Source organism: Rhodothermales bacterium (assembly GCA_017643395.1).
Lineage (GTDB): Bacteria > Bacteroidota > Rhodothermia > Rhodothermales > UBA10348 > JABDJZ01.
Map to the genome: position 1 here is coordinate 800,464 of JAEPNP010000001.1, position 21,713 is coordinate 822,176.

Below are 21,713 nucleotides of genomic sequence, written 5' to 3' on the forward strand. Positions count from 1 at the left end.
ACCCCTGCGCTGCCTCTGCCCCGCAGTGACCTCAGCTGCCCCGGTAGGTCGAATAGCCAAACGGGCTGAGCAGCACAGGCACGTGGTAGTGCCGTTGTGTGTCCTCGATCTCGAATTCCACCACGATGCGTGGATGGAAGGCCTCCCTCCCCTGGGCACGGTGATAGTCGCCACTGGCGAACGTGAGCCTGTAGGTACCGCCGCGCAGCCGATGTGAGGCCTCCAGCAGTGACTGGATGCGCCCGTCCGCGTCGGTTTTTCCCCGCCCAAGCTCCTGCCAGGATGGACCGTCGGCCATCTCGAGCACCACGGCGACCCCAGCCGCCGGATCGCCGGAAGCCAGGTCCAGCACGTGGGTGGTGATGGGTGCTTTCATGCCCGTTGTGCCAGAATCTTGTTGAAGGAGCGCATGCGGATCTCGTCCAGCGTGAGGCCGGTCTCGGCGGCTTCCTCCTCAGTAATTGCCCCGCAGTTCAATGCCCGGAGGAAGTAGTTCAGGAGCCCTTGCCCCGTGGCCGCATCGTCAAACACATCGCCCACGAGAGATGCCTGGGCCGCCTTGTCCACAAAGGCACGCAATCTGCGAGCAGCCGCCTGGTAGCCGTCCAGGAAGAACGCGTACACCGCCGCGTATCGCGCCGGCAGCTGGGCCGGGTGCAGGTCCCAGCCCTGGTAATACGCGTGCCGCAGCGAGTGCATGTTGTCGTCAAATGCCAGGCGCCACGCTCCGTGCACCGAGCGCCGGTTCTCTTCCTTCTCAGCCTGTGTGAGCTGGTCTCCGCGATGGATCGGCACCGGCATGACGTTGGTGGCACCGTCGGAGAGCCACACCCCCGTGCCGGCCAGGGATACCTGCATGACATGCCGCGCAAAATCGCAGGCGGGATGCCCCATGCGCTGTTCCGACGCGGTGATGTCCAGGTTGGCTGTGTAGTCGTACACGCCGAAGTGGGCCGCGGTGCAGCGAGCGCCGGCCGCGCGCACCCAGGCCGCAAGCGTGGCCTCTCCACGAGTCCCCAGAATGGATGTCGGCGTCTCCACCATGAACTCCAGCCCGATGGCGTTCTCCGCCAGTCCCGCCATCTCTTCGATACGACCCAGCGCATCGGAGCACACACGTACCTGCTCGACGTGGGTGATTTTCGGCAGGGTGACAACGATGTTTTCCGGGACCTTTCCACCCGAGGCCTCCATAAGGGCCGCAAAAAACCGGTTCAGGGTATCGAGCGATCGTCGCCCGTATTCCTCGTTCAGGGGCTTGATCCGGATGCCGATGAAGGGGGGCAGTGTGCCATCCCTCAGGCCGAGCGCCACCTCGCCTGCCGCTCGCGCGGCTTCTGCGCGCTCCTCTTGTACGGGCCTCACGCCAAAGCCATCCTCGTAGTCGATGCGGAAGTCTTCCACCGGCTCGCGAGCGAGTTTTTCGCGCACCCGTGCATGAACGGTCGCGGCCAGATCCGGTGGAATACCGAACGCGTCGCCAAAGGCCGCGTCATCTGGCGCATAGGCATCAAGCACACGTAGGGCCACGCTGCCCATTTTTCCGGCCAGATCCGACTTGAACAGCTGGGCGCCGCCATATACGGTGTGCACCGGCTGGCGATGCGGTCCGGGGCCGGGCCTGACGGCTGTGAACGCCTGGTTGGCTTCCGACAGGGAATCCAGGTAGCTCTGTAGTGCGCTCTCGGAGAGCAGTTTCATGCCGGGTCCAGCAGTTTGTCGAGTCGCAGCTCGGTGATCTTCCGTTGTTCCTCTGCGGCCACCCGCAGTTCAACCTCCGGGTCATTTGGCAATCGCGACTCCAGAATGCGCAGCATCTCTTCGGCTGACTTCCCGGTGGCACACACAATGAAAATGTAGCCGAACCGCAGCTCGTAGTCGTCATTGCGCCGAGCGAGGGCGCGAAGCACGGCGTCCGAGGCCCCCGCGGCACCCGCCTGCTCTCCACCAGCCCACCGGTCATGCGCGAATCTACTCCGGAGGGATTCCAGGTCTCCGATCCTGGGATGGGCCGCGAACGCCTCCAGCCAATCCGCCCGCTCCAGTCCGGCGCAGACCGCTCGGCTTGACGCATGCAACGCCTCGCGGGTGTCGAAAGGTCTGCGAGCCACCATGCCCGCCACCCACGCGCTTGCTCCACAGCAGCCTCGCAGGGCTGCCGAAGCCTGCTCCGCCGGCAAGCCGTCGAGTTCGGCGACGGTCATACCAACCTGCCGAATGCGCGCAAACGAGCCACGCCGCCGTCCGGATAGATGCACAGGCGCAGATGATCGAACGGACCCGCTGCGCGAAACGCCTCAAACCGGTGGAGGTGGTCTGCTTTCATGGGCGTTTCCGGCAGAGCCTCCTGCCATGGAGCCGTCTGCGGATCCCCAAGACAGCCCTCGAGCCGGCACCGATCGGGGTAGTTCCCCTTGTAGAAGGCGGTATCCAGATCGACGCGGGACAGCACACTCGGCCCAGCGAGTCGAATGGTGACCCAGTCGTGGCCCGGCCCACGCCGTCGACGTGTTTCCCAGCCGTCTCCCATGTTGCGGGGCGAGTCCGGCAGTAACAGGTTCGCCATCCGGCAGAAATGTTCGTCGGAGCAGGCGATCGCCAGCCCCCCGTGGGCGATGGCGCTCAGTTCGATCTCGCGACCATCGGCCGGAAGCACCGGCACGACGTCCCCAAAGACGCGCAACCGGGCAACGCCCCCGTCGGGGTAGATATGCAGGCGCACATGGGTACACACCTGGGCGGCCTGCACCGGGATGAAATTGTGGGTGTCCTCGTCAATGGCGGTGCGCGGCACCAGTTCGGTCCACGGCCCCTCTCCGTCCCGGCCCTCCAGGGAGACGTGCGGCGGGTGATTGCCGCGGAAGTGAGAGGTGTCGACATCCAGGCCGCGAATACGGCCTCGCATTCCCAGCGCAACGACCGCCCAGTCGTGTCCAGGTGTACGCTTCCGACGCGACTCCCACCCGTCCATCCACTTTCCGCGGTCGGTATACAGGCCCGTCTTGAACACCGCCTCCTCCTGCTTGATCAGATTCTCCTTCTCGGCAAAGAAGTCGTCTGTCGCCTCAAGCACGCGGCCGCCGAGCCGCGCAGAAGCAAGGTCAACCAGTCCGGTAAATGCAGGTCTATCCATACACAATGGCGCCCTGGGGGGCTCCGATGAATGCACCGTTGTCGAACACACAACGTCCCGCAAGAAACGTCATCTCGGCGACTCCTCGAAGACGTTTTCCCAGATATGGGCTGACCGTGTGCCTGGTGTGCAGATGCGACTCCCTTATTACGCCCTCCTTGCCCGGATCAAACACCACCAGATCCGCTCGCAACCCTTGTACGATGGCACCGCGGTCCCGGAGGCCCATGATGCGTGCCGGCGCTGTAGCGAACCAATCGGCCAGATCCCGGGGTTCGGGGTGCATGGTGAAAAGGACGCTGGGCCCAAGCGCGAGGCTGGAGATCCCGCCCCAGGCCCGCTCAAATCCACCCGACTTCATTGCCGGCGGCGCGGGCGAATGATCGCTCGCAACGTAGTCGAGCAGGCCGGCCCGCAAGCCATCCAGAAGCTGCGACGCATTCTCGCGGCTCCGAATGGGGGGTGCACATTTGAATCGCACGTCCTCGTCGCCAAACTCGCCCAACGCGAAGAACAGATAATGTGGACAGGTCTCCGCCGTGAGCGGAAGCCCCTCAGCCCGCGCCTTGGCAAGGTGGGGAAGACAGTGCGAACTCGCCACATGCACCACATGCGTGTGGCACCCGGTCCTGCGGCAAAGGTCGATGAGCAGGCGCAGGGCCTCCACCTCCCACGACGGTGGTCTGGAGGCTGCCCAGCGCGCGGCACCCGAGAGTGCGCGACGGTCCGGTCCAGGCTCGACGGGTGCGGGCTGCGGCAACTCCGCGTGCACCAGCAAGGGAAGGCCAGCCTTGGCCAGCACGCGCATCGCGGCTTCCAGGTCGCGTGCTCCCGCCGGCGGAAACTCCGGAATTCCCGAATCCACCATGAACGCCTTCGCACCCACAATGCCTGACGTCGCCAGCTGCTGCAGGTCGGCCAGATTGCCTGGCACCACGCCAGCATGCAGGCCGACGTCCACCCACAGCTTTCCCTGGGCTGCGTGCCGTTTTTCCTCCAGGGCCCGGACGGTGGTGGTGACGGGCGTGGAATTCAGGGGCATGTCTACAAGCGTCGTGATCCCCGCCGACGCCGCCGCCCTGGTGGCTGTCGAAAACCCCTCCCACTCGGTCCGTCCAGGCTCGTTGATGTGCACATGGGGGTCTACAAAACCCGGCAGAACCAGGCGGTCTCCCACATCCAGCGCGCCTGGCACCGAACCCCGCCCGAGGTCGGCAATACGCCCATCGGCCATGCGCACATAGCCGTCCAGCAGGCCTTCCGGCGTGACGATCTGCGTGCTTCGAATGGCGGTTATGGCAGGACCCGGCCGATTCATGGCTCCGTTCTGTCCCGCTGGATCAACTGGCCGGCTACGCTCACGGCGATTTCCTCGGGCGTGCGGCTTCCAATAGACAGCCCGACCGGAGCTGTGATGCGTTGCCACCCCTCCTCGGAGACCCCCAGAGCCCGCAATTCGGTCCGGATGCGGGCCAGTTTGGCCGGTGCGCCCATGACACCGATGAAGGGAAATGGTCCCTCCAGCGCTCCAACCAAAGCCCGGACGTCCGCGTGCAGGTCCGGACCCATGCAGATGACGGACGTGTTTTCGGGATGGGCGACGCGCCCTGCGGCGTCCCTGAGCGTCTCTGTCTGCATCAGTTCACCGGCCCGCTCCAGGGCTGGAACGTCGGCCCGCTCCTCGACGACCGTGACGTGGTAGCCGAGATTGCTCATGGTGCGACTCAGCGCCGCGGCGCAGTGCCCACCACCGAGAATGGCTACTCGGCGAGAGTTGAAGAGCGGTATGCAGACCGGCCAGGGATCCCCGGACTTCCCTGGCTCCTCCTCGTGTCTGGCACCAGAGTCGTCAATTACGAGGGTGCCTTCACCTCGGGCGCACGTGCGGGCCAACACCACGTCCCGTGTGTTCAGCATGAGGTACACGTTGCTCTGCTCTCCCGCACAGATCAGCCCGGAGGCCAGCGCGTGGCCGGCGCGATGCACGAGGTGTCGACGCTGCGGTTTGAAGTGCTCGTCCCGGAGGGCCCGCGCTGCGAGAGCCTGCACATCGGCCTCCATGACGCCGCCGCCTATCGTGCCGGTGAAGTGCCCATCGGCCGTCACCGCCATGGCTGCTCCGCGCGTGCCTGGGGAATGCCTGGAGTGGGCCACTACCAGGGCCAGAAATACCCGGTCGCCGGTTTCCAACCGGGCGGCCACATCGCTCCAGAATGCCGGTGTCACGCCGAGAGCTCGGCCGCCACGCGGGCGTGAATGCCCATGAGGACCCGCTCCGGAGTGAGCGGCGCGTGAAAGGGTAGGCGAGCTTCCGGAGCAAACGCTCGCATGGCCTCGCGCAGGGCGAAGAACACCCCAATGCCGTACATCAGCGGCGGCTCGCCGACCGCTTTGCTGCCGAACGGGCCCAGTACCTCGTCGGCATCGTCCAGGAACTCCACCTCAAGGGTGTCCGACATGAAAAAGGCGTCCGGCACCTTGTAGGACGCAAGATTCTTGGACATGAGTCGTCCTCTGTCGTCGTACTGCAGATCCTCGACCGTCATCCAGCCCAGACCCTGAGCCAGCCCTCCTTCTACCTGTCCCAGATCAACAGTGCGACTGAGCGGGCGACCCACGTCATGTACAATGCGGACCGCGTCGATCGCATAGCGTCCACGCAGGCAGTCCAGGGTCACCTCGACGATCGCCGTTCCTCCGGCGTGATAGGCAAACGGATGACCGGTTTCCTGGACCTTGTCGAAATGAATGCCCGGTGTGGCAAAAAAGCCGTGGGCGGAGAGGTCGATGCGCTTCAGATAGGCCGCCGCCACCAGGTCCTCCCACGCGATGTCCGTCGGCAGACCATCCTTGAGCAAGCGATCCGCTTTGATATCCAGGGTCGAGAGGTCGGTCTCCACCAGCCCGGCGCCAACGCGTAGCAGACGCTCCCGGATTTGACGGCACGCCTCCAGGGCCGCGTTGCCGTTCAGCAACGTCGTGGAGCTTGCCGCAGACGGCGACATGTTCGCCACGCGGGTGGTGTTTGTGGTCTCGACGCGCACGCGCGAGGGGTCGATTCCGAACGCCTTGGCCACCGTGAGCGCGATGTTCGTGGTCAGACCCTGCCCCATCTCAACCCCACCGGTCGTCACCGAAACGGACCCGTCCGTATAGACGTGAACCAGAGCCCCGGCCTGGTTCAGGAACGTGGTTGTGAAGGAGATGCCGAAGGTGACCGGCATAACCGCAACGCCCTTCTTTACAGCAAAATGTTGGGCGTTGAACGTCTCTGCTGCGGCCAGCCGCTCCTCCAGCCGAAAACGCTGCACGGCACGATGCCATGCGCGTCGGGTGCGATTGTCCTCGACGGGCTGGCCGTAGGGGAAGACGTCGCCCGGTCGCAGGAGATTGCGTTCCTGGAGCGTGGCACGCGGGATGCCCGACACTTCTGACAGACGGGCCAGCGCGGCCTCGATTACGAACATGCCCTGTGGGCCACCGAATCCCCGAAAAGCCGTATTGGGCGGGATGTTCGTTCGGCAGGACGCGGCGAAGAGGCGCGCATTCGGCACGCGATAGGACCCGGTGGCATGGTACAGGGTGCGTTCGAGCACGCCCGGCGACAGATCCGCGGTAGCACCTGCGTTCTGGTAGTGCAGCGCCTCAAAGACCACGATGCGCCCCTCCTCATCAGCGCCGAGTTTGAAGTCGGCCGAGTAGGGGTGTCGCTTGCCGGTGTGGCGAAAATCCTCGTCCCGCCGCAGCACGATTTCAACCGGACGCCCGCTCGCCCACGCGCCGACTGCTGCAAAGCATGCCCAATGCGTGGCCTGATCCTCTTTCCCGCCGAATCCTCCGCCCAGGCGCCGCACGTCCACCTCAATGTGGTTGTTGGGCACCCCCAGCACCTTGGCGATGTGCTTCTGCGCGGCGTAAGGGCTCTGCGTTGAGGTCGATACGTGCAGCCGACCATGCTCTAGCGGTGTGGCTCGGGCCCGCTGCGTCTCCAGGTACACATGCTCCTGGCCCCCGAGGTCGCAGCGTCCTTCCGCTACGAATGCACAGGACTGCCAGGCGCCGTCCGGCTCGCCACATTCGAACGTGCGCGTTGAGCCGATGATCTCGCCTGCTTCGAAGGCGCGCCGCGGGTCCACAACAGGCGGCAGTTCTTCAATGGAAAGGTCGATGGCCGCAGCCGCCTCGCGCGCTCGGGTTGCGGTGTCCGCCACGACAAGCGCTACGGGGTGACCGATGTACCGCACCAGGGTCGAAGCCAGCAGCGGCTCGTCCTGGATGATGGGACCCACCTCATTGTCTCCGGGGAGGTCGGCGGCGAGCACCACGGCAAGGACCCCCTCCATGTCCTCCGCCTCAGCCACATCGATCTGTTTCAGCCGGCCATGGGCCACCGGCGAACCGCATACCGCCGCAAAGGCGAGGTCCACCGGACGCCGTTCGTCATCGACGAACTCGGCCTCACCACGCACATGGAGTGCCCCGTCAATGTTCTTCATACAGGGCCTCCAGCTGAACCTGATCGGGGAAAAGGGTAGTGATGTGCGCCCAGAGCAACTGGCGGGCCAACAGCCGTTTGTAAGAGGCCGAGCCTCGAATGTCAGAAATGGGAGCGATCTCCCGCTGCACGTACTCCCCGGCCTCGCGCACCGTCTCTGCATTCAGCGGCTTGCCCGCCATCCACGACGAGGTCTGCGCCGCCAGAAAAGGAACGGGCGCGACTCCGCCGAAGGTCAGCGTGGCGGATTCAATCGTATCCCCGGAGGAATGGATTAAGAGCGCGCTGTTGACGCTTGCGATGTCCAGGCTGCGCCGCTTGCTGACTTTTTCCCAACTGACTACGGCACCCGACGGCGGCTTTCGCACGGTGATGCCCGTGACGAGCTCGCCCGGCCCGAGGTCGATGTCTTTGTACCCGCGATAGAACCGGCGAAGCGGTACGGTGCGCTCGGCACCGTCGGGCGCCGTCAGCGCGAGATGGGTGTCGAAGGCCAGCAGCAGAATGGTCACGTCACCGATGGGCGACGCATTGACCAGGTTGCCGCCAACCGTGGCCCGATTGCGGATTTGCACCGAGGCGATGTCATCCATGTACGCGCGAATCTCCGGAACCAGCCTGCGTATCGCGTCGCTTTCGGCCAGCTGCTCAAACGTGGTCGACGGGCCTATCCAGAGGGAATCTTCCTTGTCCACAATGCCGCGCAGATCCGCGCGGTTGCCGAGCACCTGTACCGATGCATCCTCTGCAAGCGCATCCCCCTGCTGGACGTAGAGATCGGTCCCGCCCGCAATCGCGCGCCCGGGGGAGGCTGCACCGTTCGTTGTGGTGTCCGGACCAAGCGCTCGCAGCCGCTGAGGGATGGTGAGCATCCAGCCCGGCAGTTCACCACTGCCAACCAGGGCCGGGACACCGACGGGAGAATCCTCAAGCGCATGCCGCACGGCCTTCAGCGAGCGATATCCCGTGCACCGACACAGATGGCCTCCCAGCGCAGTCTTGACCGCGGCCGCATCCATGGGCTCGCTGCGCTCCAAAAGGGCTCCGGTCAGCGACAACACTATGCCCGGTGTGCAAAATCCACATTGGGAGGCACCTTCCTCTACGATGGCCTCCTGCAGGCTGGAAAGTACCGGAGCGCGTAAGCCTTCGATGGTGATCAGGTGCTTGCCGGCCAGCTCGCCGGCCGGCATCAGGCAGGACGTGACCGCGCGATACCGCACGCCATCGCCCGAGAGCTCTCCAACCAGAACAACACAGGCGCCGCAGTCACCCTCCCGGCACCCTTCTTTGGTGCCGACCTGTCGCAGGTGCTCTCGAAGAAGGTCCAGGACCAGCAGGCCCGGCGGGACTTCGACGGAGAGCTGCCGGTCATTCAGTATGAATTGCAGGGGCTCATTCATGCGCGGCGCCCCGTCCAAAAAGCGGTTTTCGGAACAGACGCGCAATACCCCATCCGAGGACTACGAGCACACCGAGCACCAGGGTGCTGTGCTCGTTGCCGTACGAGACCGAGGGGTAGTGGTTGGAGATCATGATGGCCACCACCGGCATGACCACGTACGAATTCTGCCGGGACCGCAGCGGTCCGGTGGAAGCCACATCGACAGAAACCGGCGTGCCCGAGCGGATGGCGGCCAGCTGCTTTTCGGTCGATGGAAGGATGCGCTCCCAGACGTTGGCAGTCATGATTGACCCCAGGACCGCACCCACATGGATGAACGCCGATCGCGGACTCATCACCTGGAGGTAGCCGTAGTGCAGGGCCATGATCAGAACGAGGCCGATCGCCGCAAACAGAACCGGGCGACGCCCCAGGGGCGAGCGAACCAGCCCATCGTACAGCAACCAGCCGACCGGTAGCGAGAACCCGCCTACGAGTGCTGCCGTGAGGAAGTCCTGATCAGGCGTGATCAGCAGCCCATCGACGTAGTAGACGAGTGTGATGAGCACGATGCCGCTCAGCCAGGTCGCCGCGGCCTCGTATTTGAACCAGTGAAGCACCGGTGGCAGGTAGGACGCGTATCGCTGCTTCTCCACCCGGAAGAGCCCGCCTCCGTGCACCATCCAGAGCTTTCCGATGATGACGTCATCTCCGTCCGCGCTTTCCAGGCGATCCTCCATGAAATTGAACAGATAGGTCTGTCCGATCCAGAGGATGGCTGCGAACACGTGCGTCCAGCGGACCAGGTATTGCAGCGTGCCGAGAAGGTCGAAGTCCATGCGACTGTGGTCAGGGGTGGCGGCAGCCAGGCGAACTGCCCAATCGGCCCGGCCCTAGGAGCGTACGCCGGATCTCGCTGGTGCGGGCACCTCACCCGTTCCTCGGCGCGCAAATGGCAGGTACAGCACCCCGAACTGCACGAATGCGATTACTTCCAGGATCGGGATGTAGTACGGCCACTCCGGCATCGCATCAATGATGGACGCATCGGGAGGCTTGGCGTTGACAAACAGATAGTTCGAGCCCAGCCCGAGGTTCACGAAATACATCACCAGCGCCGCGACATTCAGGCCGAGGAAGATGGTAAAGAACTGCCTCAGCGTGGGACGGTAGCCCTCAACCAGCACCACCCAGAGGCCTGCGACCACCAGGGCCGAGTGGGCAAAGATGGTCTCGATCATCTGATAGTGCGGGAACCCATACTGCGTGGCGTTGGGCGTGATAACGCCCTGCACGGCCCCTCCCACACCGAAGAAATACAGCATGGGCCAGAGCTTCTTCCAGCCGAACAGCAGGGTGGACCCGGAAATCCACGCCATGGCGCCGCAAAGCTGCAGGGGCAGCGACTCTTCGACGGCCCACGTGCCGTAGCTGACCTTCCAGACGTGTGTGCCGGCTTCATTGAGAAGCATCAGCGCACCAAACGTCCGCCGGATCAGATCCTTTCGTTCGGCCGGACCTCGCCGCCCGGCGACAATCATCGCCGTGGCCAGGAGGGCAAACAGACCGACTATGGTGAGGTGGGCCGGGCCGAACAGGTCAAAGGCCGGACCCGTCCAGTTGACGTCGAAATAGCGTTCCATGCGGGAGATTGGGGGCTCAACTCAAGATAGCGAGCGCAGGGGGAGTTCGCGTTGCAGCCAGTTGTCCTCCGGGTACCGGGCTGTCCGGTCTATCAGGTGCAGCGTGTAGGCGTGGCGGGACCGGTCAGACCGATTGGGGCCACTGAAGTGCGGCGCGCGGCCATGAAAGAGTACCACGCTGCCAACCTGAACCGGAGCAGCGACCGCATCGCCCGAATCCCAGGCCGGCTCGGCCAGCGAGACGTTCCTGGTGGCGTAGGGACCCGTGCGCACGTTCCGTTCCGCGAGCGGATAGTCCCCGGGCAGGAAATACATGCAGCCGTTCTCCTCGGTGGCGTCCTCCAGGGCAAACCACAAGCCCAGGCAGCTGTCCGGCTCCGTGTAGATGTACGTGGAGTCCTGGTGGAGCGAGACCTCGCCACCTATGTGCGGCGGTTTGAGGATGTACATGGACTGGATGATGGCCGGGACCCTGAGGCCGAGGGCACGGGCCATTCGGGCGATGGGCTGCCGGTACGAGAAGGCCTCGAACACCGGGTCCAGGTCATGCATCGCATGTCCGATCTTGTTCAGGCAGCGCTCTGGTTCGAGGGTGAGGTTTCCGACGCTGTCAAAGGCATCCTTCTCCCAGAAGAACCGGATCTTGTCGCCGGATTCCATGAAGTAGCGGTCCGCAGCGTGCTCCCGGGTTGTCGTCGAGAAGACCGTTTTCGAATCTTTGGCGGCCTCCTCCATGAGCTTCCCGGCACGCGCGCGCAGGGCCTCACAGTCGCCGCGCGTGGTGTACCCTTCCAGGATCAGGAATCCATTGGCTGCGAAGGCTTCCTGCATGTCGCGCGTCAGAAAGCCGCCGGACGGGAAGGGAAATCGATGCGGGTGCATGCGGGAAGATAGGCGGCGTGATCCTGTCGCCCGCTAGGACTCGCCCCGATCGAACTGTCCGGCCTCCAGGAAATGCAGCGCCTGGCGGATCACCCGACCGGAGCGCATCATGAAGGTGTGGGTGGAAGGCACTTCGATGAAGTCCTGCATGCCCTCCAGCCTCGCGCGCTCGACGGAGACCTTGCCATCGTCGCGACCGTCAATGAGCGAGGAATTAATCCAGTTGATGGACCGCGTGCCCGCGATAACACCGACCTCGAAGGTCGCCGGTCCGAGCGTGTTCGGCACGCTGTCGGGACCCGTACCCAGTTCCCCTCCAGCGGGACCATTGAGTTTTCCGAACAGCCACCAGCTGCCGACGGCATCCACCACTTCGCTGCCCTGGTTGGGCGGGCCCAGCATCACCACCCGACCCATGCGCGGGAGCTGCCCTTCCTCTGCAAGCACCCGAACCAGGATGCCGCCAAGACTGTGCGTGACGAAATGCACCGGTCCTTCCGGCGCGCAGGACTCGATCTCCGGCAAGATGTGCTCGCGGGCCAGCACTCCCACCGTGTGGCGACGGGACGGGTAGCCGATGTTGCAGGTTCTGTAGCCCGCCTGCTGGAGCGCCCGTTCCATCTTGGCCATCGAGCGGTGCGAACGGATCAGTCCGTGGAGGAGCACCACCGTCTCCTCCTGCGGCTGGGCGCGGGCTTCGGGCACGGCAAGCGCTGCCAGCATCAGGGCAAGGAGGAGCTTTCGGAACATCGCCCACTTACGGCCGCATGGTGCCCCGGGTTCACGAAGCCGGCTGCAGCCGTCCGTCCGGAAGCCGTTCGCCCGGCAATTCGAGGCCCTCTCCCAGCTGCAGGAGTTCGTTGCACAGGAAGGAGCGCTCGGAGATCAGTTTGTCCAGAAGTGCCTGCCGTCGCCTGCGGGTCGCCCGAACCCGCATCGCACGAAACGTCTGGCGGGACAACTCCGCGTAGATCAAGGCCAGATAGCCGCCAAACACGCTTACAAAGAGTGTCACAAGAACGACGGCAGCCCAGACATCCGGCATGCCGGGAAAGAGGGATCGCAATTCCTCATGGGCGAACCAGGCGCCCAGCGCGACAACGATCCACGCCAGGGGAAAGAGCACCGCTCCGCCGAGAATTTTCACGGTGGCCTCGTCCTTTCGCTTGGCGGAGAAGCGTCTTGAGACGCGCCGGAGGAGGTAGTAGGGACCGATGTTGATCAGGAATCCCAGCACCAGGAGCGGCGGGAAGAGGAAATAGACCAGTACCACCTGGCCGACAAACAGTGTCAGAAGCCAGGGCGAGGCCAGTTTCGGGAGGTCGGTCAGCTCGTGGTCGCGCAGTCCCAGCAGGCCCAGGTACCGGTCGTATGCACTCAGCCGGGAGCGGAAGCCGGCCAGTTCTTCGGCGTGTGTTTCGGCTCGGGCCTGGTACCCCGCCCAAATCCGCTGGTAGGCCAGCTGCTTTTCGGTCAGATCGGGTTTTTCGTGCCGCTTGCCGCGACGCCAGCCCATCTCCGCCCGCACCAGTTTGCCGGCGCGGTGCATGAGGTGGTGCAGCCGCCAATCGTCCGTCGAGCCCACGACTTCCGTGAGTTTCTCGGCGATGCGCTCCGTGAGGTTCTTCACTGCGGAGCGAAGTCGCGCCGGATCAGGCACGCAGTCCAGGTCCGCGGGGAGGTCAAGCGGCGGGTGAAAGACCACCAGCACGCGTGACCGGAATATGTTCTTCCGGTCGTAGTGCAGGCCGACCGGAATAATGGCTGGCGCCGGCTGCCCCACGGCTACCTGCGCGCGGGCCTGGTAGTAGAGCCGGGCTGCCCCAGTCTTTACCGGGATCAGGTGAGGCAGGTCGTGGCTGTTGCCTTCAGGAAAGAGAGCGGAGAACGACCCGTTGACAAGAGCGCCGGCCAATCCCTCCAGGCTCTTCCGGTTCAACTCCAGTTTCTCGGCCTTTGTGAGTGTCGACTCGTCCATCGCCCGATAGATGGGCACGGCACCCATGCGACGCATGAGGGGACCGAGCACAGGCCAGTCAAACAGGCCGTGACGCGCGCCGAACACTACGTGGCGGGGGCATCCCACCAGGATGAGCGCCGGGTCGATCAGGCCGTTCGGGTGCGCCGCCACGAACAGCCCGCCTCGATCCGCCGGGATGTTTTCGGCGCCCTCAATGACCACTTCCCGGAAAAAGAGGCGCAGCATCCGCCGGACAGCGGTGCGGCAGGCTCGATATAGGCGGTCCTGGCGCAAGGTGCCCCAATATGGATGCGCGAAGGGTTGCGGGGCAATTGGGGGGGTGCGGTGCGGGTGTTTCTGGGCGGGGGCGGGGGGTGGGGGGAAGGCGCCGAGGCCGGGGGTGGCGCCGGGGCCGGGGGGCCTGCGCCGGGGCCGGGGGGGCGCTCCCCGCCACCCCCGAGTGGAAAACGGCGGGGCTATTCCATGTCGGCGCCCTCCGGCCAGGGGGGCGATGTGGAATAGGCGGCCTAGTTCGACTCCGGGGGCCGCGAGCGCAAGCGCGGAGTGGAAAATCGCCCCCCAATCCCATGTCGGGCGCTCGGCGGGACCCCGGGGCCGGGCCCGGGCGGGCGCCTCGCCCCCCAGTGGAAAACGCCGGGGCTATTCCATGTTGGCGCCCTCCGGCCCGGGGGCGATGTGGAATAGGAGGCCAAATTCGACTCCGGAGGCCGCGAGCGCAGGCGCGAAGTGGAATATCGCGCCCGAATCCCATGTCAGGCGCTCGGGCGCGGCGGAGGCACCGGCGCCGGGGCGGCGCCGAGGGCCGGGGGATGCGCCGAGGCCGGGGGTGGCGCCGGGGGCCGGGGGTGGCGCCGGGGCCGGGGGTGGCGCCGGGGCCGGGGGTGGCGCCGGGGCCGGGGGTGGCGCTCGCCCACCGCCCCCCGAGTGGAAAACGGCGGGGCTATTCCATGTTGGCGCGCTCCGGCCGGGAGGCGATGTGGAATAGGCGGCCGCATTCGACTCCGGAGGCCGCGAGCGCAGGCGCGGAGTGGAATATCGCCCCCGAATCCCATGTCAGGCGCTCGGCGGGGCGGAGGGCGGGGGGCGGGGCCGGGGCCAGGGAGGATCCAGCGCCGCGCGGGAAACGCACCGCGCTGGGAGCAGCGCCGAGCCCAGCCGATCCCTAATCGTCAGCGAACGTATCCCACACGCGCTCCGGCACGCGGGCGAGGATGGCCCGGTCCTTCTTCAGCACGATCGGCCGCTGAAGGATGATGGGGTACTCAAGGATGAGATCTTTCAGCGCCTCAGGTCCCAACTCGTCGAGCCCGACATCGAGCGCCTTCCAGGTGGGCTCCCTGGTGCGAACGAGGTCGGAAACGGGCCCGTCGTACCGTTCGAAGATGGCGTCCAGCATCTCCCGGGTCAGTTCGCCGTGCAGGTAACGCACGGCGGTCCAGTTTCGGTTTCCTGCCGCCTCCGCGAAGTAGGCGCACTTGGAGCAGCTATCGTTGAAGATGACCAGCACGACCAGATCAACGATGCCTGCCCAGACGTGATCCGCCTGACAGGGTGTCCCCGCCCCGCCTCCGAGCGGCGGGCGCGCATGATAGCCGGTCGCTAGCGAATCCGCCTGAACAGCACGTTCCGCGCCCGGCTTGTGCTCGCCCTGAAGCCAGTAATACCCCCCGCCGGACTGCGCTCAAACACCACATAGGCAAAACCGGGGACATTGAACGCATCGCCTCCGCGCGGCTCCATCGTCAGGTCTCCGTGCCGCCGGTGACTCAGAATGAGCTGCCCATCGTCCAGAGCCACCTCGTACACGGCCTGCAATTCGTCAGAGAGGAATCGACCCACGAACGCATCCGGATTCGGGGAACCTGTCGCCGGTTCGGGCCCTGCTTCGGGCGATGGCGTCCGTGCCGTTTCCGCGGCGTCGAGTCGATCTCCCAGCACAGCGTCCACCACAGCCCAAAGGCGCGCCACCGAGCCGAAGTCGGAGCGGTTTCCCTGCACAAAAACGCCCGTCTCGTGGTCTGGAAACCAGGCCAACACCGAACGGAATCCTGCGCTGGCACCGGTGTGCATCCAGACGGTCGCCCCGCGATGCTCGCGCACGGAGATGCCCAGCGCATAGCTCAGTGTATCGCCCGAGGCTAGCACGCCGCGGGTAGTCAGCCGATCGAAGACGGCCTGCCCGCCCACCCGCATGCTGCCCATGTTGGCCATCCACTTCGCCATGTCCGATCCGCTCGCGTAGATCCCGCCCTGGCCGAACGCGCTCGAATTGTCGAAGCGACGCACGAAGGCCATCCCGTCTTGCGGCGAATACGAGTCTGCCGCCCCGACGATGACCTCGCCGACGTGGTCCATGACTTCGGCACTGTCCATACCCAGCGGTTCAAGGACGTGGCGCTGCAGCCATTCCGGGAACGCTTGACCCGTAACTCGGGTCACGATGTCGGCCGCCAGCATGTAGCCGGTGTTGCAGTACAGGTATTCCGTGCCGGGCACAAAGTTGAGCTCCGTCATGTGCCGCGTCATCCGCAGGGCCTCGAACTGTTCGATGCCGTCGCCGCCCTTCCATCCGGCCAAACCTTTCGAGTCGTAGATCTCACGGAGACCCGACGTATGGTTCAGAAGGTGTCGGATGGTGATCGTGTGCCCAAAGTCCGGGACCTCTGGCAGGTGAAGACGAATGTCGTCGTCCAGACTCAGCGCGCCCTGCGCGTCGAGCATGGCCAGGGCGAAGCCGGTGAACTGCTTTGAGACCGAGCCAATGTCGAAGATGGTTTCCGGGCGAATGGCGATGCCCTGCTCCAGGCTCGCCATGCCATGTCCCTTCTGGTAGGTCACTTCGCCTCGCTCGACCACGGTCACCGCGCCGCCCGGCGCATCGGTGCGATTGAACCGGGCCATGACCGAGTCGATGGCAGCGTGCTGGGCATGGACCTGCGCGGCCGTCAGGGAGAGAAGCAGGATCAGAGTAGTGCGCATGGACTCCTCAAGGGCGAAGGTCCAGGGTAGGCTCCGATGCCCTTCGAAGGCAAACCGGCGATCCGCTCGACAAGCGGCTACTGCCAAAGACAACCGGCTTCGAGCACGTCGCGACAGTCACGATACTTGTTGTGACAACTAGTTGCATCGTCCCCATGAAGTCTTTCACACTCCTTGTCGGCCTGCTGGCAGCCATCTCATCGTCCGCAGATCCGCTCTCAAACATTGGTACCATCGAGGGCCGGGTCGTTGGCGCAGACACCGGCACGCCACTCGCCACCGCCACCGTCGCCATCTGGGCGCTTCCAGATTCGACACTTGTGACCGGTGCCATTGCTGACGAAAGCGGCGCCTTCGAGGTCTCTCCGCTCGACCCCGGGTCCTACTATTTGGAGGCCTCGTTTGTCGGCTATGCGCCGTTCCGGTCCGAGGCGTTCGAGATTTCGACGACCTCACGCAAGATTTCCCTTAACCAGATTCGATTGCAGCCTGACTCGGCCGAGCTGGAAGGCGTGGAAGTGACAGCCGAGCGCGCCGAGGTAGCCTTCGAGATTGACCGCACCGTCTACAACACCAAGGATCAGATATCGGCGGCCGGCGGAAATGCGACGGACCTCCTACAAAACATCCCGTCTGTTGAGGTTGATATCGATGGCAACATTTCGCTTCGGGGCAATCAGAACGTGGGTATCCTGATCAACGGCCGGCCGGCTCCGGCAAGGGGCGATGCGCTCACTGCTTTCCTCCAGCAATTGTCGGCGGAGATGATTGACCGCATCGAGGTGATTCCGAACCCCTCCGCCAAATTTGATCCCGAGGGCATGGCGGGCATGCTCAATATCGTGCTGAAGGAAGGCTCGAAGCTCGGCACATCCGGCGGTGTGACCCTCGGCGCCGGGTCGACGGGAGAGTACAATGCCTCCGGAAACCTGAACCTTCAGAAGGGTAAGCTGACCGTATTCTCGAACTACGGATTCCGCTCCTCCGAGCGCAATTCCAGTGGGTTCACGTTCCGGGAGAACCGGTTCCTGGATCCGCTCACGTTCCTCGAGCAGAACTCGTTCGGAGGTCGCGAGTCGCGCAGCCACGTCGGCAATGTTAATGCGGACTACGCCATCGACGGGCAAACCACGCTATCCGGTTCAGCGCTCTTGAGCACGCGCTCCGGCTCCAGCAACAACGCCAACCAGTACCTGGAACTCGCACAGACCGCGAGTCCCACCGGACGATATGACCGCCTGACGTTCGGCAACGGGGACGGCTCCAACATGGATTTCTCGAGCGCCTTCCGACGCGTTCTCGAGGCCAATCAGAATGAGGTCACGGCAGAGCTGCGTTTCAATCGTTCCACCAATACCAACCTGGACGCGTTTGAGGAGCAGAGCCTGGGGATCAATGACGGATCCATGCTGGGCATCCGGGATCGCAGCCGCGAGTCCCTGGACATTGCGGAGAACGAGTGGACCGGCCAGCTCGATGTGATCAAGCCGGTGGGTGGCCTGAAGCTGGAAACGGGCTATCGCGGCACGTTGTCTGCGATGGACAACACGCTGTTCTCGGAGTTTCTGAACGCTTCAGGAGCTTTCGCAGCAGACGTCACCCGCAACAACACCTTTGACTACCAGGAGCAGGTCCATGCTGCGTACGGACTGCTGAGTGGATCGATCGGCATTTTCGATGTGCAGGGGGGCGTTCGTGTGGAGCAGGTGCTGACCGACTTTGACCTGGCCACCACGGGGGAGACGTTCAACAACAACTACCGCTCGGTCTTCCCCAGCGGCATTGTCTCCTGGAAGCCTTCGTTCACCCGACAGGTCAAACTGAGCTACAGCAAGCGTGTGAACCGGCCACGCACCAGCATGCTGAACCCGTTCACCACGTTCTCCGATCCTCAGAACCTTTTCGTGGGCAACCCCTTTCTGAAGCCGCAATACACGCACGCCTTCGAACTCAGCCTGCAGCAGTTCTCGCGCAAAGGCTCTCTCAGCCTTTCGCCCTACTTCCGTCGCACGGTTGATGAAATGGAGCGCTTCAAGACCGTGAGCCAGGACGGCACGTCCACCACGACGTGGCGCAACTTTGACCAGAGCGACTCCTACGGCGCCGAGTTGGTCGGCAGTCTGCGGTTCGGCCGCAAGTTCAGCGGATTCGCGTCGTTCAATGCCTACCGGGTGGTCACCGACGCCTCCAGCCTGGGAGATGACCTTGCCTCTTCAGATCTGACGTGGTCTACTCGGGCCAATCTCTCCTGGAATGTCCGGGAAGGACTCGACATGCAGGCCTTCTGGTTCTATCGCGCACCGCGTGAGGTGGCGCAGGGTCGAATTGCTTCCTTCCAGGTGGCCAACCTGTCACTGCGGCAGAAGCTGCTGAACGACAAGGCTTCCCTGAGCCTGCGCGTCAGCGACCCGCTGAATCAGATGGGCTTCACGTTTGAGCTGGACTCGCCGACCTTCTACCAACTCGGCGAGCGCAACTGGGAGTCCCGCCGTGCCACCCTCACCTTCACGTACAACTTTGGTCAGGCGCCCAAGCAGCAGCGTCGCAACGCACAGCGCGGTGACGAGGGCATGGGGGACATGGGAATCAACTAGCCGTTGGCTGAACCCGGGGACGTCAGACCTTCAAGCCGCGCGCTATCTGCCCGGCACGTTCGGCGTCCGCGGGTTCGGCATCTTCAAGTTCAATCAGGGGCTTGCCCTCCTGGAGAGAATCCCACTCCTGGCTGGTCACGATCGCCTCCAGGTTTTGAATGCGTCGTTCCGCTGCGGCTAGTGCCACCGCCTGGTGCTGCACGACCTCCTTCAATTCGGCCGTCACCGCATCAACCTCGGCGTCGCGGGCCCCTGCCCATCCGCGCAGACCGGCCCACACCGCAAGGCCGGCAATGCCAAGGCCGGCCAGGGTGGATGCAACTACAATTATCTGGAGCCAAAATGGCATGGGAGCGTCCTCATGGTGTCTTTGGGGACTACGACACAGCCAAGTAGCGGTTGCGCCGGCGGCTCCTACCTCCCCAAGACCGCCAGCTTGACCCCGCCGTTTATGACGAACCCGTCCATCGGCGCCCAGATCTCCGCAAATAGCGGGTTCTCTCTGGAGCCGCGAACTACCGGCGCGTAGTTGCTCTGCTTGGTATCCAGGAAGTTCTCGAGGTTGAGAAAGAGCCGCGCGCGGCCTATCCGCCTCTCGCCCATCAGCCCCATGATCAGGAATCCGTCCGTCGAGCTTCCGTCCGCGAGGTGCTGGCGGCCGGTGTAGTACGCCTCCAATCCGACTCTTCCCCGACCGTGTTTTTCGTACACGAGCACGGTGTACGTCTTGTGCCGGGGCGTCAGCGGATGCCGCTCGGCATCCGGTCCCCTGGCGCGCAGGTGCACGTATCCGAGGAAGAGCTTCAGGTGTTCGAGGGAGAGCTTGATGTTCGTCTCGAATGCCCGGGTCGTGATCGGGTCTTCGGCGTTCGTGTACCGCAAGCCGGCCTGGTCGCGATGGGGAATCAGCGGGTGATTGATCGTCGTGAAATGAACAGCCTGGTTCAGACTCACAGCCAGCCGTTCCATGACCACGCCCCGGTAATTGACGTCCAGACTGCCGCCGTTCGAACGCTCGGCAACCACCTCATCGTCCAGCGGGACCACGTCCCGAAACGCCACCTCTTCAGAGGGCTTCAGGAAGATGGTCGGTGCCTTGTAACCGCGACCACCGCTGATGCGGGCGCTCACGTTCGGCGTCGCGCGCAGTAGTGCCGACACCTTCGGCAGCAGGAACGCGCCGAAGGCATCGTGCCAATCGGCACGGAGACCTGTCTCCAGGACCAACCGACCCGAAACATCCCAGGTATCCTGCACGAAGCCGCCCAGGGACGCATGGGCGTAGTCCCGTTTCCGAGCGATGGGCACATCTCGTTCTCGGAACGAGTCCGTGCGAAGATCCAGGCCGAACACCAGATCTCGGTGGGTGCCGTCCACCAATACGGAGGCCTCCGAGTAAGTAGCAATCTGGCGTCCTTCGAATCGATAGTCCGGCACCTCGATAGTCCGATCGAACAGGCTCACACTGTTCTTCAGGGTCAGCCTGTATCGCTCGGCGCGGTGGTCGATCCTTGACTGGCTGGTGATTCGTGCCGTGTTGTTTTGCTCGAGAAATGGGATGCCCGAGAATCGTTCGTCGGTCAACAAGGCCATGTCGCCCCCTTTCCGTTCCTCAACGATGCCCGAAAGCCCGACTGATGCCGTCGTGCGCTCAGACGGATAGAAGAACAGCCGGGGGTTGATGGTCAGTCTCCGGGACTCCGGCAGGTTGGAAAACTGGTCGTCGTCTGGGTCGTAGGCCTGCTGCCGATTTGCCGACACCAGCACGGTCGTACCTGCGCGGTTCCGGCGAGCCCGATAGAAGCCGCCCGCGTCGACACCGCCGGCGCTGGTTGTATTGATGAGGAGATCCAGCGAAGGCTCTCCATCGGGACCTTTCGAGACCAGGTTTACGAGGCCTGCGATCGCATCGCCCCCATAAAGTGTCGATGATGGCCCTTTGATGACCTCGACCTGCGCGAGGTCCAGGGGCGGGACCTGCAGCAACGAGAGCCCCCCGGAGAACCCGCCATAGACGGGAAATCCGTCCTTCAGCATCTGCGTGTAGCGTCCGTCGAGACCCTGAATCCGGATGGAGGCACCCCCCGACACGGCAGAAGTCTGCTGCACCATGATGCCGGGCGACTCGTTGAGCAGCATGGAGATGTTGGAGGGCTCCATGGAGATCTTCTCGTCGATCTCCTCCCCTGCGATGGTCTCCACGCGTACGGCCTGGTCGGCAATGCTGCGACTCGTTCGCGTTGCGCTCACCGAAATGGCCTCCAGCGCTTCATGGTCCTCCTCGAGGCTGACCTCAAACACCCTGGCGGGGTCCGCCAACGGAAAAGTGAGCGGCAGGCGAAGGGTTTCGAATCCGACGTACGAGAACACGAGCACGCCCGGGCCTGCCGGGATCCCGGCAATCGACACGAGGCCGTCCACATCCGTGGCTGCTCCCGTGGTGGTGCCCTCCAGCGTCACGTTCACGCCGGCCAGCGGCGACCCGTCGTGGGCATCGGTCACCCGGGCCCGAAAGTCTTGGGCCGAAGCGGTCGCTACGCCAAAAGTGAGCACTATTCCGAGAATGAGCCGCATGCGTTGTGGGGATGGGTGGTCGGCGGGCATGAGGCCCGATGGACAGCC

General features: G+C 64.3%; 18 protein-coding genes. 1 reads left to right on the forward strand and 17 read right to left on the reverse strand.

Translation table 11 applies throughout. The features are described from left to right. Nucleotides 1-31: 31 nt before the first annotated feature. The 15 genes from uraH to JJ896_03220 all read right to left on the reverse strand — a co-directional run bounded on the left by uraH (nt 32) and on the right by JJ896_03220 (nt 16,497). Nucleotides 32-376, reverse strand: coding sequence for a hydroxyisourate hydrolase (gene uraH / locus JJ896_03150; protein MBO6778630.1), 345 nt, complete (start codon nt 374-376; stop codon nt 32-34). Continuing rightward, nucleotides 373-1,701 carry a hypothetical protein gene (locus JJ896_03155; GenBank protein ID MBO6778631.1) on the reverse strand — a complete coding sequence of 443 codons (1,329 nt, stop codon included), beginning with the start codon at nt 1,699-1,701 and terminating at the stop codon, nt 373-375. Before JJ896_03155 ends, uraH begins: the two co-directional genes overlap by 4 nt. Then, on the reverse strand, nt 1,698-2,204 hold the full coding sequence (uraD, locus tag JJ896_03160) for a 2-oxo-4-hydroxy-4-carboxy-5-ureidoimidazoline decarboxylase (GenBank protein MBO6778632.1): 507 nt from the start codon (nt 2,202-2,204) through the stop codon (nt 1,698-1,700). Before uraD ends, JJ896_03155 begins: the two co-directional genes overlap by 4 nt. After that, nucleotides 2,201-3,133 carry an allantoicase gene (gene alc, locus JJ896_03165; GenBank protein MBO6778633.1) on the reverse strand — a complete coding sequence of 311 codons (933 nt, stop codon included), beginning with the start codon at nt 3,131-3,133 and terminating at the stop codon, nt 2,201-2,203. The genes uraD and alc overlap by 4 nt, the downstream gene beginning before the upstream one ends. Next, nucleotides 3,126-4,451 (reverse strand): allantoinase AllB, encoded by a 1,326-nt coding sequence (allB, locus tag JJ896_03170; protein ID MBO6778634.1) that lies wholly within the window; start codon nt 4,449-4,451, stop codon nt 3,126-3,128. The genes alc and allB overlap by 8 nt, the downstream gene beginning before the upstream one ends. Continuing rightward, complete coding sequence (locus JJ896_03175; protein MBO6778635.1) at nt 4,448-5,359, reverse strand: XdhC family protein; 912 nt, start codon at nt 5,357-5,359, stop codon at nt 4,448-4,450. The genes allB and JJ896_03175 overlap by 4 nt, the downstream gene beginning before the upstream one ends. After that, on the reverse strand, nt 5,356-7,629 hold the full coding sequence (locus tag JJ896_03180; GenBank protein ID MBO6778636.1) for a molybdopterin-dependent oxidoreductase: 2,274 nt from the start codon (nt 7,627-7,629) through the stop codon (nt 5,356-5,358). The genes JJ896_03175 and JJ896_03180 overlap by 4 nt, the downstream gene beginning before the upstream one ends. Continuing rightward, nucleotides 7,616-9,031, reverse strand: a complete 1,416-nt coding sequence (locus JJ896_03185; protein MBO6778637.1) for an FAD binding domain-containing protein — start codon at nt 9,029-9,031, stop codon at nt 7,616-7,618. The genes JJ896_03180 and JJ896_03185 overlap by 14 nt, the downstream gene beginning before the upstream one ends. Next, nucleotides 9,024-9,851 (reverse strand): urate hydroxylase PuuD, encoded by an 828-nt coding sequence (locus JJ896_03190; protein MBO6778638.1) that lies wholly within the window; start codon nt 9,849-9,851, stop codon nt 9,024-9,026. The genes JJ896_03185 and JJ896_03190 overlap by 8 nt, the downstream gene beginning before the upstream one ends. Before the next feature lie 54 nt (nt 9,852-9,905). Continuing rightward, a complete protein-coding gene (locus JJ896_03195; GenBank protein MBO6778639.1) occupies nt 9,906-10,655 on the reverse strand; it encodes a TIGR02206 family membrane protein in 750 nt (249 codons plus the stop codon). A 21-nt stretch (nt 10,656-10,676) separates the two neighbouring features. Then, the gene (locus JJ896_03200) at nt 10,677-11,537 is read right to left on the reverse strand and encodes a phytanoyl-CoA dioxygenase family protein (protein ID MBO6778640.1); all 861 of its coding nucleotides are present in this window, start codon (nt 11,535-11,537) and stop codon (nt 10,677-10,679) included. A gap of 33 nt (nt 11,538-11,570) precedes the next feature. Then, a complete protein-coding gene (locus JJ896_03205; protein ID MBO6778641.1) occupies nt 11,571-12,287 on the reverse strand; it encodes a hypothetical protein in 717 nt (238 codons plus the stop codon). Nucleotides 12,288-12,318: 31 nt separating this feature from the next. Next, nucleotides 12,319-13,743, reverse strand: a complete 1,425-nt coding sequence (locus tag JJ896_03210; GenBank protein ID MBO6778642.1) for a 1-acyl-sn-glycerol-3-phosphate acyltransferase — start codon at nt 13,741-13,743, stop codon at nt 12,319-12,321. Between the two features lie 937 nt (nt 13,744-14,680). Further along, nucleotides 14,681-15,025: a hypothetical protein gene (locus JJ896_03215; protein MBO6778643.1), complete on the reverse strand. Its 345-nt coding sequence runs from the start codon at nt 15,023-15,025 to the stop codon at nt 14,681-14,683. Nucleotides 15,026-15,117: 92 nt separating this feature from the next. Continuing rightward, nucleotides 15,118-16,497: a serine hydrolase gene (locus tag JJ896_03220; protein ID MBO6778644.1), complete on the reverse strand. Its 1,380-nt coding sequence runs from the start codon at nt 16,495-16,497 to the stop codon at nt 15,118-15,120. Nucleotides 16,498-16,652: 155 nt separating this feature from the next. Here JJ896_03220 and JJ896_03225 point away from each other — a divergent pair, with 155 nt between their 5' ends. Next, complete coding sequence (locus JJ896_03225) at nt 16,653-19,091, forward strand: TonB-dependent receptor (GenBank protein MBO6778645.1); 2,439 nt, start codon at nt 16,653-16,655, stop codon at nt 19,089-19,091. 22 nt (nt 19,092-19,113) lie between these two features. Here JJ896_03225 and JJ896_03230 read toward each other — a convergent pair whose 3' ends face one another. Both JJ896_03230 and JJ896_03235 read right to left on the reverse strand, forming a co-directional pair. Then, nucleotides 19,114-19,440: a hypothetical protein gene (locus JJ896_03230; protein MBO6778646.1), complete on the reverse strand. Its 327-nt coding sequence runs from the start codon at nt 19,438-19,440 to the stop codon at nt 19,114-19,116. A gap of 65 nt (nt 19,441-19,505) precedes the next feature. Next, the gene (locus JJ896_03235; protein MBO6778647.1) at nt 19,506-21,665 is read right to left on the reverse strand and encodes a TonB-dependent receptor; all 2,160 of its coding nucleotides are present in this window, start codon (nt 21,663-21,665) and stop codon (nt 19,506-19,508) included. Nucleotides 21,666-21,713 lie beyond the last annotated feature (48 nt).